Below are 15,010 nucleotides of genomic sequence, written 5' to 3' on the forward strand. Positions count from 1 at the left end.
CCTGGCGCCCGGGGGACGCCACACCGGGCGCAATCGGGCGTTTCGTAGGGTGGGGCCATGCTGATCGCCGCGATGCTGTGTCTGAGCGCGGCCGTCGCCACCGCGACCGTCGGGCTCTGGCTGCTCCGTCGACCCACCCTCGGCGACCCCGTCCGTCAGGTGCTGCGCACCGTGGCCCCCACCCAGCTGGCGGCCGCGGCCATGCTGGCCGCCGGTGGCGCCGTCGCGTTGTCGGCTCGTCCCGACACGGCGCTGGTGGTCATGATCGTGTGTGTGCTCGGCGGCGTGGGCACCGTGGCCGCCGGGTGCTGGCAGAGCGCCAAGGCGGCGGCCAGCAGCGCGGCCAACGCCGAAGGCGCAGACGCCTGCGGCGGTACGTGCGCCACCTGCACGCTGTCGTGTAGCTAAAAGGTTGTCGCAGAACGTCTCTCAGTTGCGGCTGACGTCGATCGGGTGCGACGCGAGTAGCGACAACGGCAGCGGCTGACGCCGCAGCACCCGCGCCCACAGATCGGTGCGCGACTCCACGAGCACATCGGAGGGCAGCGCCGACGACACGATCCAGTCGTCGCGTTCGATCTCTCCTTCGAGCTGACCCGTGGTCCAACCCGAATAGCCCGCGAAGATCCGCACCCCCTCGACCGCAGGCGCGACGTTGTCCGGGTCGGCGTCCAGGTCGACCATCGCGATCCGGCCCTGCACATGGCGCAGCCCGGGCATGGTGTTGAGATCCATGCCGACGCGCAACGTGGCCAGACACAGCGCGGCGTCGCGTTTGACCGGCCCGCCGATGAACATCGTCTTGGGCTTGGCGGCCAGCTTCGCCCACTGCGGCAACACGTTGTACACGGCGGTCTCACTGGGCCGGTTGAGCACCACGCCCAGCGTCCCGCCGTCGTTGTGCTCGACGATGTAGATCACGCTTCGCCGAAACGTCGGCTCCAGCAGGTCGGTGTTGGCGAGCAGCAACGTCCCCGCCCGTACCCGTGGCGTGGCGGGCGCGATGAAATCTTCCGGGTCCTCTGACTGCGCCACCTCCCCATAATGACACCAGCAATGGCCCCCGGTGGCGAACAGCCGCGGCCCGCCGCGGTTTTTGAATTCGCGGCCCGCCGCGGGCTTTGTACTGTGGTGCCCGGGGTTGCCCATCCTGTACCGCCGCCCGAATACGACCAACAGGACGTGATTTCCGTGGCCGACGCGCGCGCGCCCGTCGCCCTGTGGCGTTCGGTGCGCAGCCTGCCGCAGTTCCAGCGGCTGCTGGAGCTGCGCCTGGTGAGCCAGTTCGGCGACGGGCTGTTCGCGGCCGGGCTGGCCGGGGCGATCCTGTTCAACCCCCAACGCGCCGCGCAGCCCTGGGCGGTCGCGGGCGCGTTCGCCGTGTTGTTTCTGCCCTACTCGCTGCTCGGCCCGTTCGCCGGCGCGCTGCTGGACCGGTGGGACCGCCGCTTGGTGCTCGTCGGCGCGAACGCCGGCCGGCTGCTGTTGGTGTTCGCGGTGGCCGCGCTGCTGGAGGCCGGGGCGGGCGATCTGCCGATCCTGATCGCCGCGCTGATCGTCAACGGGTGCACACGGTTCGTCTCCTCGGGGCTGTCGGCCGCGCTGCCGCACGTCGTGCCGCGCGAGCAGGTGGTGACGATGAACTCCGTCGCCACGGCCACCGGTGCGGCCGCCGCCTTCCTGGGTGCCAACTTCATGCTGGTGCCGCGCTGGCTGCTCGGCGCCGACGACGAGGGCGCCGCCGCGATCATGCTGTTCGTCGCCGTGCCGGTCGCGCTGGCTCTGTGGCTGGCATGGCGGTTCGCGCCACACGCGCTGGGACCCGACGACTCCGCGCGGGCGGTGCACGGGTCGGTGTTCTACGCGGTGGCGACGGGGTGGGCGCACGGGTTGCGCACGGTGGCGGCGGTGCCGACGGTGGCGGCCACCCTGGCCGGGCTGGCCGCCCATCGCATGGTGTTCGGCGTCAACAGCCTGCTGGTGTTGGTGATGGTGCGCCACAGTGACACCCAGCAGGTCGCGGGCCTCGGTACGGCGGTGCTGTTCGTCGCCGCCACCGGCACCGGGTCGTTTCTGGCCGCCGTGGTGATGCCCGCGGCCGCGCGGCGTTGGGGCCGCTACGCCACCGCCAACGGTGCGCTGGCGCTGGCCGCGCTGATCCAGCTCGCCGGCTCCGGACTGCAGTTGCCGACGATGGTGGCCTGCGGCTTCCTGCTCGGGATGGCCGGGCAGGTGGTCAAGCTGTGCGCCGACAGCGCCATGCAACTCGATGTCGACGACGCGCTGCGCGGCCATGTGTTCACCGTGCAGGACTCGCTGTTCTGGGTGTCGTTCATCCTCGCTATCGCGTTGGCGGCCAGCGTGATTCCCTCCGACGGGTACCAGCCTGCGCTGGCGCTCGCGGGGGTCGGGGTGTATCTGGTCGGCCTCGCCGTGCACGCCGCGGTGGCCCGCCGCGCCCGCACCCCGGGTTAGAGTCACCGACATGGCGACAGCCGCGGCGGTGGTGGCCGATCTGCGTGCCGAGAGCGACGACCTCGACGCGCTGGTCGCCGACCTCACGCCCGACCGCTGGGCAACGCCGACCCCCGCCGCGGGCTGGACGATCGCCCACCAGATCGCTCATCTGTGGTGGACCGACCGCGTCGCGCTGACCAGCGTCACCGACGAGGCCGGGTTCGCCGCGGTGCTCGCGGAGGCGGCCAAGGACCCGACCGGGTTCGTCGACGCGGCCGCCGACGAACTGGCGACCACACCGCCCGACCGACTGCTCGCCGGATGGCGTGCCGACCGCACCCGCCTGCATGACGAGTTGCTCAACGTGGCTGAGGGCCGCAAGCTGCCGTGGTTCGGGCCGCCGATGAGCGCCGCGTCGATGGCGACCGCCCGGCTGATGGAGACCTGGGCGCACGGCCTCGACGTCGCCGACGCCCTGGGCGCGCGTCGGCCCGCCACCGCGCGGTTGAAGTCGATCGCGCACATCGGCGTGCGCACCCGCGATTTCGCGTTCACCATCAACGGGCTGACTCCCCCGCCGGAGCCGTTCCGGGTGGAGTTGCGCGCACCGGACGGTTCGACATGGACCTGGGGACCCGACGACGCTCCGCAACGGGTCACCGGATCAGCCGAGGACTTCTGCCTGCTCGTCACCCAGCGGCGGCCGCACACCGAACTGGACGTGACGGCCACCGGCGCGGACGCGCAGACCTGGCTGGGCATCGCGCAGGCGTTCGCCGGCCCGCCGGGGCCTGGTCGCTGAACCGCGCCGAGATTGCATCTACGCAGGAAAAGTTCGAGTAGCGGCCTGCTGGAATGCAATCTCGCGCGCGGTCAGAGTTCGTCGGCTCCGTCGGCCCTGCCGTCGCCGTCGCTGTCGGTCAGTTTGAGGTCCCAGCGGCCGTCGCCGTCGGTGTCGACGTAGGCGTGTGCGCCGGTCAGCGCCCGATCGGCCAGCCCGTCGCCGTCGACGTCGACCAACCTGTCGCTCTGGCCGTCGGCATCCACGTCGATCATCGGCCCGCCGTGGTGCTCGACCCCGTCGAGGCCGAACCACCGCAATCCCGGCCCGGCGCGGTCCACGCTGACCGCCCAGGTGCCCGTGCCGTCGTCGGAGAAATAGGCGACGCCCGAACCGTCCTGGGGGGAGAAATCCCGCACCAGGTGGTCGGCCACGCCGTCGGCGTCCAGGTCGGCCATCGCGTCGTCGACCAGGCCGTCATCGTCGAAATCCAGCCCCACCGCGTCGAACACGCCGTCGCCGTCCACATCGATATCCGGTGGCGCGGTCCAGATCGTGGCCGCGCCGTCCCCGTCGGCCAGGCAGTAGTCCATAACTTTCAGACGCGGCGCTACTGCCGGGCGTTCCACCACTTCATCAATTCGTCGACGGCCTCGTCGTGCGACAGCGGCCCCCGATCCAGCCGCAGCTCCTTGAGATACCGCCACGCCTCACCCACCTGTGGTCCCGCCGGGATCCCGAGGATCCGCATGATCTCGTTGCCGTCCAGATCCGGGCGCACCCGGGCGAGGTCCTCCCTCTCGGCCAGCTCCTCGATGCGGCGTTCGAGGTCGTCATAGGCCGCCCGCAGCCGGGCCGCGCGGCGCTTGTTGCGGGTGGTGCAGTCGGCGCGCACCAGTTTGTGCAGCTTGGGCAGCAGCGGGCCCGCATCGGTGACATAGCGGCGTACCGCCGAGTCGGTCCACTTGCCGCCGCCGTACCCGTGGAACCGCAGATGCAGGTACACCAGTTGGGAGACGTCCTCGATCATCTGCTTGGGGTACTTCAGCGCACGCAGCCGCTTGCGGGCCATCTTCGCGCCGACCACCTCGTGGTGGTGAAAGCTCACCCCGCCGTCGGGTTCGTGCCTGCGGGTGGCGGGCTTGCCGATGTCGTGCAGCAGCGCCGCCCACCGCAGCACCAGATCGGGGCCGTCGGGACCCTCCAGATCGATCGCCTGCCGCAGTACCGTCAGCGAGTGCCAATAGACGTCCTTGTGCTGGTGGTGCTCGTCGATGGCCATCCGCATCGCGCCTACCTCCGGCAGCACCACCTCGCCGAGGCCGGTCTGCACCATCAGGTCGATCCCCGCGACCGGGTCGTCGCCGAGGAGCAGCTTGTCCAGTTCGGCGGCCACCCGCTCGACGGAGATCCGACCCAGTTGCGGGGCCATCTCCACCAGTGCCTCGAGCACCCGCGGCGCGACGTCGAACTCCAGTTGTGAGACGAACCGCGCCGCGCGCAGCATCCGCAGCGGATCGTCACCGAACGACACCTCCGGGGCCGCCGGGGTGTCGAGCACCCTGGCGCGTACCGCGGCCAGGCCGCCGAGCGGATCGTGGAATTCGGTCGGGCCGTCGGCGGTGACCTGCACGGCCATCGCATTGACCGTGAAATCGCGTCGCACCAGGTCGCCCTCGAGCCGCTCGCCGAACCGCACCTCGGGATGGCGCGTCACCTGGTCGTAGGTGTCGGCGCGGAACGTGGTGATCTCCAGGCGGTGCTCGCCCCTGCCGACGCCGACGGTGCCGAACTCGATGCCGGTGTCCCACAGCGCGTCGGCCCACGGCCGCAGGAAGCGCTGCATCTGCTCGGGGGTGGCGTCGGTGGTGAAGTCCAGATCGCCGCGGGTCCGGCCGAGCAACGCGTCGCGCACGCTGCCGCCGACGAGGTAGAGCTCATGGCCGGCGTCAGCGAACACCCGGCCCAGGTCGCGCAGCAGGTCGCCATACCGGTTCAGCGCAACCTGCGCCGCGGCAAGCAGTTCGGCGTCGGAAGCTGTTTCGGGCACGTTCGGACAGCCTAATGTGCAACGGCTGCGTCACGACCGGTGAGTGCGGCGGGAGCGAATCGGCATGGCAGCTACTATCGCTTGGGTGTCGGACGGCGAACAGGCCAAACCACGACGGCGCCGCAGGCGCCGCCGCGGCCGACGCTCGGCAGGTCCGCCCGAAGCATCCACTGAGCTGGGCGTGTCGCCCACCCCGAACACCGTCCAGAACGGCCACAACGGCCACTCCCACGCCGCAGCCACCGACGGCCAACCCACCCCACAACCCAGCCGCCGCGGACAGCGGTCGCGGCCCCGCCGCCCACCCGACCGCCTGCGCACCGTGCACGAGACGTCGGCCGGCGGCCTGGTCGTCGACGGCATCGACGGCCCCAAGGACGACCAGGTGGCGGCCCTGATCGGGCGCCTGGACCGCCGCGGGCGGATGCTCTGGTCGCTGCCCAAGGGTCACATCGAACAGGGCGAAACCGCCGAACAGACCGCGATCCGCGAAGTCGCCGAGGAGACCGGGATCCGCGGCGACGTGCTGGCCGCCCTCGGCAGCATCGACTACTGGTTCGTCACCGAGGGACGCCGCGTGCACAAGACCGTGCACCACTATCTGTTGCGCTTCCGCGGCGGCGAGCTGTGCGACGAGGACGTCGAGGTCACCGAGGTGGCGTGGGTACCGCTCAAGGAGCTGCCGACCCGGCTGGCCTACGCCGACGAGCGCCGCCTCGCCGAGGTCGCCGACGAGCTGATCGACGTGTTGCACACCGACGGGCCGGGCGCGCTGCCGCCGCTGCCACCGACCTCGCCGCGGCGGCGGCCGCAAACGCATTCGCACACCCGCAACCGCCGTCGCGACGACCAGCCCACTCGGCGCACGAACGGTTGCGGCCAAGGACCGTGACTACCGCGGCGCGCCTACTCGTCGCGATCGGGCTGTTGGCGCTGTCGGTCGTGCCGATGGCGTGGCCCCGGCCCGCCGCGGCCCAGCCCGCGGAGACACCGTTTCTGCAGGTACGCATCGATCACGTCGATCCCGAGGTGGTGACCACCACCAGTGAGCCGCTGGTGACCATCACCGGCGCGGTGCTCAACGTCGGTGACCGCCCCGTGCGCGACGTGATGGTGCGCGTCGAGGACGCCGACGCGGTGACGTCGTCGACCGGGCTGCGCACCAACCTCGCCGGCAATGTGGACCAGTTCCAGCCGGTGGCCGATTTCGTCACGCTGGCACCGGAACTGGCTCGCGGACAAGAGATTCCGTTCCGGTTGAGTTATCCCCTGCGGTCCTCGGACCGGCCGTCGTTCAGCATCGACGAGCCCGGCGTGTACCCGGTGATGGTCAACGTCAACGGCACCCCCGACTACGGCGCGCCCGCCCGCCTCGACGACGCCCGCTTCCTGCTTCCGGTGCTCGGCGTGCCCGCCGATCCCGCCGACACCGCCGATTCGCTGACCGCGGTGGTGCCGCCCGACATCACCAAGCCGGTGCGGCTGACCATGCTGTGGCCGATCGCCGACGCGCCCAGGCTGGCGGCCGGGGTGCCGGGCGGCACCACACCGGTGCGGCTCGTCGACGACGAACTCGCGACGTCGCTGGCCACCGGAGGTCGGCTCGACACCCTGCTGTCGGCCGTCGAGTTCGCGACCAGCCCACCCGTCGACCCCGAGGGGGCCACCCGGATGGCCACCTGCCTGGCCGTCGACCCCGACCTGCTCATCACCGTCAACGCGATGACCGGCGGCTATGTCGTCAACGACGGTCCCGACGCCGGACCGGCCACCCCCACCCGGCCCGGTGCCGGCATGGACGCGGCGATCGCGTGGCTGGGCCGCCTGCGGGCGCTGGCCCAGCGGATGTGTGTGGCGTCGTCCCCGTATGCGCAGGCCGACGTCGATGCGCTGCACCGGGTCGGCCAACCGCAGCTCAACGCCATCGCCACCCGCACCGCCGGCGACATCGTCGACCAGATCCTCGGCGTCGCCTCGGTGCGCGGCGCGAGCCTGCTCGGGGCCGGGCCGCTGACCGGGCCCGCCGTGCAGCTGTTGTCCGCGCAGGGACCGACGGTCGCCGTCGGCGCCGCCGACCTGCCGGTGTTTGGTGACTCCGACGACGGCGGGTTCGTGGGGGCGCCGCAGACCGCCGACGTGACGCCGGTGCGCTACACGCCGCAGGTGGTCAGCGCCCCGTTCGACCCTGCGGTGGGCGCCGCGCTGGCCGCGATGGGCGCCGACCCGATCACCCCGTCGTATCTGGACCCCGCGCTCGACATCGCGCTGCAACACGATTCCCCGGTGGCGCGGCGCCAGTCCGCGGTCGGCGCGGTGCTGTGGCGGGTCCTGCGGCCCGACCTGGCGCCGCGCACGCAGATTCTGATGCCGCCGCCGACGTGGAGCGTGGGCCCCGAGGACGCGCAGGCGATCCTGACGACGGTGGCCACCGCGTTCAACGCCGGCCTGGCCCAACCGCGACCGCTGACCGAGGTGATCGCCGGCGGCAACGCCGTACCGCCCGGTGACGCCGCCCCGCTGCCCGACGCGGCACTGGGCAACCCGCGCGGCCATTTCGACGACGCGGTGGTGTCGGGCATCGGGACGGTCACCGACCGGCTGGCGGGCCTCACGGCCGCACTGACCACCGATGTGCGCACCGGTCTGACCGGTCTGGGCTACACCGCGCCGCTGCGCGAGGACATGCTGCGCGCGCTGAGCCAGTCGGTGCCCCCGGACGCCAGGAACGGCCTGGCCCAGCAGCGGCTGACGACCGTGGGCCGCACGGTCGACGATCTGTTCAACGCGGTGACCATCGTCAACCCCGGCGGGTCCTACACGCTGGCCACCGAGCGCAGCCCGTTGCCGTTGGCGCTGCGCAACAACCTGCCGGTGCCGATCCGGGTGCGCCTCGACGTCGCCGCACCACCGGGGATGACGGTCACCGACATGGGCGTCATCGAGTTGCCGCCGGGCTACCTGCCGCTGCGGGTGCCCATCGAGGTGCACTTCACCCAGCGCGTGGCCGTGGACGTGGCGCTGCGCACCGCCGAGGGGCTTCCGCTGGGCGAACAGGTGCGGTTGTCGCTGCACTCCAACGCCTACGGGCAGGTGTTGTTCATCATCACGCTGTCGGCCGGGGCCGTGCTGGTGCTGTTGGCGGGCCGCCGGCTGTGGCACCGGTTCCGCGGCCAACCCGACCGTGCCGATCTGGACCGTCCCGATCCGCTCGAGGTCGCGATGCACTTCGACGACGACGCCCGCGAGAGCGGCTCGCAGACGCCCTCGTCCGGCGGTAAGCAATGAGCACCTCGAGCCGGCGCAGCCGGCCGGCGCCCCCGCCACCCGCAGCCCCACCGCGGCTGCCCCGCGGGCCCGCACCGCGCCGCCGCGCCGGGCGGCCCGAACTGTCCGACGCCGCAGTGGTGTCGCGGTCGTGGGGGATGGGGCTGGCCACCCTGGTCAGCAGGCTCACTGGGTTCGCGCGCATCGTGCTGGTGGCGACCATCCTGGGCGCGGCGCTGTCCAGCGCGTTCTCGGTGGCCTACCAGTTGCCGAACCTGATCGCCGCGCTGGTGCTGGAGGCGACCTTCACCGCGATCTTCATTCCCGTGCTGGCGCGCGCCGAACGCGACGACCCCGACGGCGGTGCGGCGTTCGTGCGCCGCCTGGTCACCCTGGCCACCACGCTGCTTCTGATCACCACCGCGGTGTCCATCGCGACGGCGCCCACGCTCGTCGGGCTCATGCTGGGCAGTGAACCCGAGGTCAACCGGGCGCTGACCATCGCGTTCGCCTACCTGCTGCTGCCCCAGGTGTTGTTCTACGGGTTGTCGTCGGTGTTCATGGCGATCCTCAACACCCGCAACGTGTTCGGGCCGCCCGCCTGGGCGCCGGTGTGCAACAACATGGTGGCGTTGGCCACCCTCGGTTTGTATCTGGTTGTGCCCGGCAAGCTTTCGGTGGACCCGGTACAGATGGGCAATCCGAAGCTGCTGGTGCTCGGCCTCGGGATGACGCTGGGCACGGTCACCCAGGTGGTGGTGCTGCTGGTGGCCATCCGGCGGGAACGGATCAGCCTGCGGCCGATGTGGGGTATCGACGAGCGCCTCAAACAGTTCGGCGCGATGGCCGCGGCGATGCTGCTCTACGTGTTGATCAGCCAGGCGGGGCTGATCGTGGGGAACCGGATCGCCAGTGGCGCCGCGGCTTCCGGGCCGGCGATCTACAACTACACCTGGCTGATCCTGCAGTTGCCGTTCGGGATCATCGGCGTCACGGTGCTGACGGTGGTGATGCCGCGGCTGAGCCGCAACGCCGCCGCCAACGACACCGGTGCGGTGCTCGCCGACCTGTCGCTGGCCACCCGGCTGACGATGGTGACGTTGATCCCGATCGTGGCGATGATGACCGTCGGCGGCCCCGCCATCGGCAGCGCACTGTTTGCCTACGGCAACTTCGGCGAAACCGACGCCGGCTACCTCGGGATGGCGATCAGCCTGTCGGCGTTTACGCTGATCCCGTACGCCCTTGTGCTGCTTGTGCTTCGGGTGTTCTACGCCCGCCAGCAGCCGTGGATACCGATCGCGCTGATCGTGGTCATCACGACCGTGAAGATCGCCGCTTCGCTGGTCGCGCCGCACCTCACCGACGACCCCGACCTGGTGGCCGGCTACCTCGGAACGGCCAACGGCCTCGGCTTCTTGTCCGGCGCCACGGTCGGCTACGTGCTGCTGCGCAAAGCCCTCGACCCGCCGGACGGCCGGCTGATCAGCCTGCAGGTGGTGCGCACCATCCTGGTCACCATCGCGGCCTCGCTGGGCGCGGGTCTGCTCGCCCATGTCGCCGATCAACTGCTCGGGCTGGAGTCGCTGACCCGCAATTGGGGCGGTGCCGGTTCACTGCTGCGCCTGCTGGTGCTCGGGGTGATCATGGTGCCGATCATCGCCGGGGTCATGGTGGCCGCCCGGGTGCCCGAGGCGATGGCCGCGGTCGCGTTCGTCCGACGCCGCTTCGGTGCCGAGACGACGGTTGCCACCACCACCGCCGGACCTTCCGACAGCCCTCCGTCTACAGGCGCGCTCACGTACCCTGATCAGAGGAATTCGTCCGCGCACGGACGTCGGCACAGCCCGCCGGCCGTCCGGCGCGGACCCCCCGGCGCCATTGCCGGGGAGCCGACGCGGAAAGGACCAGCGGTGAGCGACGAATCCGCGGGCGACGCCGCGCCCCGTCCCGACGGCACCGCCACCACCAAGCTCCCGAGGTCGCGCGCCGACGACTTCGCACCCGACGTCCCCGCTGACGCCGCGTCGACCGCGGCCGGTGGCGACACCACCGAGTTCGCGGCCGAGGTGGCCAACGGCACCACACCGATGCCGGTGTCCGGCCGCCCGCCCGCCGATTACGGCGGGGACCCCACCCGCGAGTCTTTGCCGTTCGAGATCGCGCGTGAACCCGACATCGAGACCGCCACCTCCGACGAGGACGTCCACCTCATACCTGGGGCCAGCATCGCGGGCGGGCGTTACCGGTTGCTGGTGTTTCACGGCGGCCCGCCGACCCTGCAGTTCTGGCAGGCGCTGGACACCGCGCTCGACCGGCAGGTCGCGCTGACCTTCGTCGACCCGGACGCCACGCTGACCGACGACCAACTGCGGGAGATCTTGGCGCGCACGCAGAAGCTCGGCCGCATCGACATGCCCGGCATCGCCAGGGTGCTCGACGTCGTCAACACCGGATCGGGCGGTCTGGTGGTCTCGGAGTGGGTCCGGGGCGGGTCATTGGCCGAGGTGGCCGACACCGCGCCGTCGCCGATCGGTGGCGCCCGCGCGATCCAATCGCTGGCCGCAGCGGCCGAGGCGGCCCACCGCGCCGGTGTCGCACTGTCGATCGACCATCCCGGCCGAATCCGGGTCAGCATCGAGGGCGACGTGGTGCTGGCCTTTCCCGCCAGCCTGCCGGGCGCCAACCCCGACGACGACATCCGTGGGATCGGCGCGGCGCTCTACGCCCTGCTGATCAACCGCTGGCCGCTGCCGGAGACCGGGGTGCGCAGCGGGCTGGCACCCGCCGACGTCGACGCGGCGGGCCAGGCCGTCGAACCGCGCGTCGTCGACCGGCGCATCCCGTTTCAGATCTCGGCCGCCGCGGCCCGCGCCGTGCAGGAGGGCGGCGGCATCCGCAGCGCCCCGACGCTGCTGAACCTGCTGCAGCAGGCCACCGCGATCGCCGACCGCACCGAGTTGATCTCCCCGGTCGACGAGTCCGAGCCCGAACCCGAACCGGCCGCCTCCCGGTTGCTTCCGGACGACGACGACCCCGACGTCAGGGCACGCCGCCAACGGGCCCTGATGATCGGCCTCGGCGTCGGCGGTGCGGTCGTCGTCGTCGCGTTGATCGTGCTGGCCACCGTGCTCAGCCGGATCTTCGGCGACGTCGGTGACGGCCTGGGCGGCGATCAGCTCGGACTCAACCCGCCGACCTCCGCCGAAGCGGGTTCCGGTGGCAAGGTCGTCAAACCCGTTCAGGCGACGGTGTTTTCGCCGGAGGGTGAGGCCGATGCCCCGGCGATGGCGGGGCTGGCCATCGACGGCAACACGGCCACGGTGTGGCCCATCGACACCTACACCGACCCGGTGCCGTTCCCGAACTTCAAGAACGGCGTCGGCCTGATGTTGCAGCTGCCGCAGCCGACGACGCTGGGCGAGGTGACGATCAATCTGAACAGCACCGGCACCGCGGTCGAGATCCGCTCGGCGGACACCCCCAATCCGACGTCGCTGGCCGACACCACGGTGTTGACGCCGGCCACTCAGCTGCGGCCGGGCTCGAATACCATCAAGGTCGACAGCGCCTCGCCGACCTCCAACGTGCTGGTGTGGGTGTCGACGCTGGGCACCGTCGGCGGCGAGAGCCGCTCGGACATCGCCGAGATCACGCTGAAGGCCGCCGACTGAGTCTCGGCCATCCCCAGGCCCGCGAGAATGTGTCCGAAGGCACCCCCGGCGCCGTTTAGTGTTCGGCTGTGGGCACCTTCGGGGGGCAGGCCGAACACCATCGCAGCGACTCGGAGTTGCTTGCCGCCCACATCGCCGGCGACCGGTACGCCTTCGAGGAACTGTTCCAGCGCCACCAGCGTCAGCTCTACCGGCTGGCCGTGATCACCAGCCGTGACCTCGACGACGCCGCCGATGCGCTGCAGGACGCGATGCTCTCGGCGCACCGCCGGGCGCGCACTTTCCGTCACGACGCCGCGGTGAGCAGCTGGCTGTACCGCATCGTGGTGAACGCCTGCCTGGATCGGTTGCGGCGCAAGTACGCACGGCCCACGGGCGTGCTGCCCGACGACCGTCCCGGCGCCGACCCGACCTCTCAGGTGGACACCGCGATCGTGGTGGAACGTGCGCTGATGCGGCTGCCCGTCGAACAACGCGCGGCGGTGGTCGCGGTGGACATGCAGGGCTACTCCGTCGCCGAGACCGCCCGTATGCTCGGCGTTCCCGAGGGCACGGTGAAGAGCCGGTGCTCGCGGGCCCGCGCCAAGCTGGCCGACTCCCTGGGATACTTCGCACTGGCAGAGGGAGCCGCCGCGTCGGCGTCGTCGTCTCCCCGACCGTGATGGACACTGGCTGACGTCGAGGCGATCGGCGGGAGCAGCGATGGACAACGGCACGGACGACATCGATCCGGTCGTGCTCGAACGTGTCCGCGACGACCTGCAGACGCTCGGCGCCGGCGAGTCCAGCGCCCCTGACGTACCGCCGGCACTCACCGCCCGCATCCTTACGGCGCTGCGCGCTGCGCCAAACCCGGGCGCCGCGCCGGCCCATGCCCTGCCCCGGCCCCGGCTGCGTCGGGTGCAGTCGATCGGGCTCGTCGTCGGCATCGGCGCCGCGGTGCTCGGCGCGGTCATCGGTGTGCTGATGCTGGTCCACGAACCGGCTCCGCCTCCGCCGCGGACGTCCGGGCCGACGGCCGAACAGATCACCGTGTCCCGCCCGCCGCAGCCGATCCCCCTCGACGAGGCCCAGCTTGCGGCGTTGCTCACCCAACCGCCCGACTACGGCCCGCTCACCGATGCCCAGCGTCGCGCCTCGTGCCTGACCGGGCTGGGCTATGCGGCCACCGCCCCGGTGCTCGGGGCGCGGCAGGTGGACATGCACGGCAGGCCCGCCGTGCTGCTGTTGCTGCCCGGCGAACACGGCGAAGACGGCGAGGCGCAGACGGTGGTGGCCAAGGCGGTCGCGCCGACCTGCAACGCGGCGAGCACGGGGCTTCTGGCCGAAACCGTGGTCGCCGATCCGTAGTCTGTCCTGCGGGCCGCTGCGGGAACACGCAGGCCTACGCTGATGTTTGTACACATTGCCGGTGACAAGCGGCAGAAAGGGCCCCATGACCTCCTCATCCACGGTTCATGACGTGATCATCATCGGATCCGGCCCTGCCGGATACACCGCCGCGATCTACGCGGCCCGTGCGCAACTGGCTCCGCTGGTGTTCGAGGGCACCCAGTTCGGCGGTGCGCTGATGACCACCACCGAGGTGGAGAACTACCCCGGTTTCCGCGACGGCATCATGGGCCCCGAACTGATGGACCAGATGCGTGAGCAGGCTTTGCGGTTCGGCGCCGATCTGCGGATGGAGGACGTCGACGCCGTCGACCTGACCGGGCCGATCAAGTCCGTCACGGTCGCAGACGAGACCCACCGCGCCCGATCGGTCATCCTCGCGATGGGTGCGGCGGCGCGACACCTCGGTGTGCCCGGCGAGGAGGACCTGATCGGCATGGGGGTGAGCACGTGCGCCACCTGCGACGGGTTCTTCTTCCGCGACGAGGACATCATCGTGGTCGGCGGCGGCGACTCCGCCATGGAAGAGGCCACGTTCTTGACCAAGTTCGCCCGCAGCGTGACCATCGTGCACCGCCGCGAGGAGTTCCGCGCCTCCCGCATCATGCTGGACCGGGCGCGCGCCAACGAGAAGATCGCCTTCTTGACCAACACCCAGGTCGTCGCGATCGAGGGTGATCCGAAGGTCAGCGGGGTGCGGTTGCGCAACACCGTCACCGGTGAGGAATCCAAGCTCGACGTCACCGGGGTGTTCGTCGCGATCGGCCACGATCCCCGTTCCGAGCTGGTGCGCGGTCAGGTCGACCTGGATCCCGACGGCTACGTGCAGGTACAGGGCCGCACCAGCGCGACGTCGGTGGAGGGCGTGTTCGCTGCCGGCGACCTCGTCGACCGCGTGTACCGACAGGCCATCACCGCGGCGGGCACCGGCTGCTCGGCATCCATCGACGCCGAACGCTGGTTGGCCGAAATCGGTTCGGCCCCAAGCGATGAGGCTACCGAGACCCCTGTGAGTTAGGAGATTGATCATGGCAGAGACCAGCGCCAACACCGCGACGGTCACCGTCACCGACGACACGTTTTCCAGCGAGGTGCTGTCCAGCGGCACCCCCGTTCTGGTCGACTTCTGGGCCACCTGGTGCGGACCATGCAAGATGGTCGCGCCGGTGCTCGAGGAGATCGCCAAGGACAAGGCCGGTGCGCTGACCGTCGCCAAGCTCGACGTCGACGCCAACCCCGCCGCCGCGCGCGACTTCCAGGTGGTCTCGATCCCCACCATGATCCTGTTCAAGGACGGCGCCCCGGTGAAGCGGATCGTCGGCGCGAAGGGCAAGGCCGCACTGCTGCGCGAGCTCGAGGACGCCCTCTAGCGTCGTTCGGCGCTGTGGCCAG

At 71.1% G+C, this 15,010-nt stretch carries 13 protein-coding genes; 10 read left to right on the forward strand and 3 right to left on the reverse strand.

The features are described from left to right. Positions 1-57 precede the first annotated feature (57 nt). A complete protein-coding gene (locus ABQE89_RS05755) occupies positions 58-408 on the forward strand; it encodes a hypothetical protein (protein ID WP_448415021.1) in 351 nt (116 codons plus the stop codon). A gap of 21 nt (positions 409-429) precedes the next feature. Here the strand turns inward: ABQE89_RS05755 and ABQE89_RS05760 are convergent, their stop codons facing one another. Further along, complete coding sequence (locus ABQE89_RS05760) at positions 430-1,035, reverse strand: YqgE/AlgH family protein (protein ID WP_448415023.1); 606 nt, start codon at positions 1,033-1,035, stop codon at positions 430-432. A gap of 156 nt (positions 1,036-1,191) precedes the next feature. Between ABQE89_RS05760 and ABQE89_RS05765 the strand changes: the two genes are divergently transcribed. Further along, positions 1,192-2,475 (forward strand): MFS transporter, encoded by a 1,284-nt coding sequence (locus ABQE89_RS05765; protein WP_448415025.1) that lies wholly within the window; start codon positions 1,192-1,194, stop codon positions 2,473-2,475. Between the two features lie 10 nt (positions 2,476-2,485). After that, entirely contained in the window at positions 2,486-3,259 is a 774-nt protein-coding gene (locus ABQE89_RS05770) for a TIGR03084 family metal-binding protein (RefSeq protein ID WP_448415027.1), read from the forward strand. Positions 3,260-3,330: 71 nt separating this feature from the next. Here ABQE89_RS05770 and ABQE89_RS05775 read toward each other — a convergent pair whose 3' ends face one another. Both ABQE89_RS05775 and ABQE89_RS05780 read right to left on the reverse strand, forming a co-directional pair. Then, the gene (locus ABQE89_RS05775) at positions 3,331-3,831 is read right to left on the reverse strand and encodes a pullulanase (RefSeq protein ID WP_448415029.1); all 501 of its coding nucleotides are present in this window, start codon (positions 3,829-3,831) and stop codon (positions 3,331-3,333) included. A 17-nt stretch (positions 3,832-3,848) separates the two neighbouring features. Continuing rightward, positions 3,849-5,288 carry a CCA tRNA nucleotidyltransferase gene (locus tag ABQE89_RS05780; RefSeq protein WP_448415031.1) on the reverse strand — a complete coding sequence of 480 codons (1,440 nt, stop codon included), beginning with the start codon at positions 5,286-5,288 and terminating at the stop codon, positions 3,849-3,851. Positions 5,289-5,373: 85 nt separating this feature from the next. Here ABQE89_RS05780 and ABQE89_RS05785 point away from each other — a divergent pair, with 85 nt between their 5' ends. The 7 genes from ABQE89_RS05785 to trxA all read left to right on the forward strand — a co-directional run bounded on the left by ABQE89_RS05785 (position 5,374) and on the right by trxA (position 14,988). Next, positions 5,374-6,180 (forward strand): NUDIX hydrolase, encoded by an 807-nt coding sequence (locus tag ABQE89_RS05785; RefSeq protein ID WP_448415033.1) that lies wholly within the window; start codon positions 5,374-5,376, stop codon positions 6,178-6,180. A gap of 56 nt (positions 6,181-6,236) precedes the next feature. Continuing rightward, positions 6,237-8,573, forward strand: coding sequence for a hypothetical protein (locus ABQE89_RS05790; RefSeq protein WP_448415276.1), 2,337 nt, complete (start codon positions 6,237-6,239; stop codon positions 8,571-8,573). Then, complete coding sequence (murJ, locus tag ABQE89_RS05795; protein ID WP_448415035.1) at positions 8,570-12,226, forward strand: murein biosynthesis integral membrane protein MurJ; 3,657 nt, start codon at positions 8,570-8,572, stop codon at positions 12,224-12,226. Before ABQE89_RS05790 ends, murJ begins: the two co-directional genes overlap by 4 nt. Before the next feature lie 68 nt (positions 12,227-12,294). After that, positions 12,295-12,888, forward strand: coding sequence for an RNA polymerase sigma factor SigM (gene sigM / locus ABQE89_RS05800; RefSeq protein ID WP_448415037.1), 594 nt, complete (start codon positions 12,295-12,297; stop codon positions 12,886-12,888). 40 nt (positions 12,889-12,928) lie between these two features. Beyond that, positions 12,929-13,576, forward strand: coding sequence for an RsmA family anti-sigma factor (locus tag ABQE89_RS05805; RefSeq protein ID WP_448415039.1), 648 nt, complete (start codon positions 12,929-12,931; stop codon positions 13,574-13,576). Between the two features lie 85 nt (positions 13,577-13,661). After that, positions 13,662-14,636 (forward strand): thioredoxin-disulfide reductase, encoded by a 975-nt coding sequence (gene trxB, locus ABQE89_RS05810; RefSeq protein WP_448415041.1) that lies wholly within the window; start codon positions 13,662-13,664, stop codon positions 14,634-14,636. Positions 14,637-14,646: 10 nt separating this feature from the next. Further along, positions 14,647-14,988, forward strand: coding sequence for a thioredoxin (gene trxA / locus ABQE89_RS05815; protein WP_448415043.1), 342 nt, complete (start codon positions 14,647-14,649; stop codon positions 14,986-14,988). The last annotated feature ends 22 nt before the right edge of the window (positions 14,989-15,010 follow it).

Source organism: Mycolicibacterium sp. XJ1819, assembly GCF_053483675.1.

What these genes read in the sequence shown, in the direction of transcription:
- murJ (WP_448415035.1), top strand. Translation starts at nt 8,570, where the DNA reads ATGAGCACCTCGAGCCGGCGCAGCCGGCCGGCGCCCCCGCCACCCGCA.
- ABQE89_RS05790 (WP_448415276.1), top strand. Translation starts at nt 6,237, where the DNA reads ATGGCGTGGCCCCGGCCCGCCGCGGCCCAGCCCGCGGAGACACCGTTT.
- trxB (WP_448415041.1), top strand. Translation starts at nt 13,662, where the DNA reads ATGACCTCCTCATCCACGGTTCATGACGTGATCATCATCGGATCCGGC.
- ABQE89_RS05805 (WP_448415039.1), top strand. Translation starts at nt 12,929, where the DNA reads ATGGACAACGGCACGGACGACATCGATCCGGTCGTGCTCGAACGTGTC.
- trxA (WP_448415043.1), top strand. Translation starts at nt 14,647, where the DNA reads ATGGCAGAGACCAGCGCCAACACCGCGACGGTCACCGTCACCGACGAC.
- ABQE89_RS05770 (WP_448415027.1), top strand. Translation starts at nt 2,486, where the DNA reads ATGGCGACAGCCGCGGCGGTGGTGGCCGATCTGCGTGCCGAGAGCGAC.
- ABQE89_RS05775 (WP_448415029.1), bottom strand. Translation starts at nt 3,831, where the DNA reads ATGGACTACTGCCTGGCCGACGGGGACGGCGCGGCCACGATCTGGACC.
- ABQE89_RS05755 (WP_448415021.1), top strand. Translation starts at nt 58, where the DNA reads ATGCTGATCGCCGCGATGCTGTGTCTGAGCGCGGCCGTCGCCACCGCG.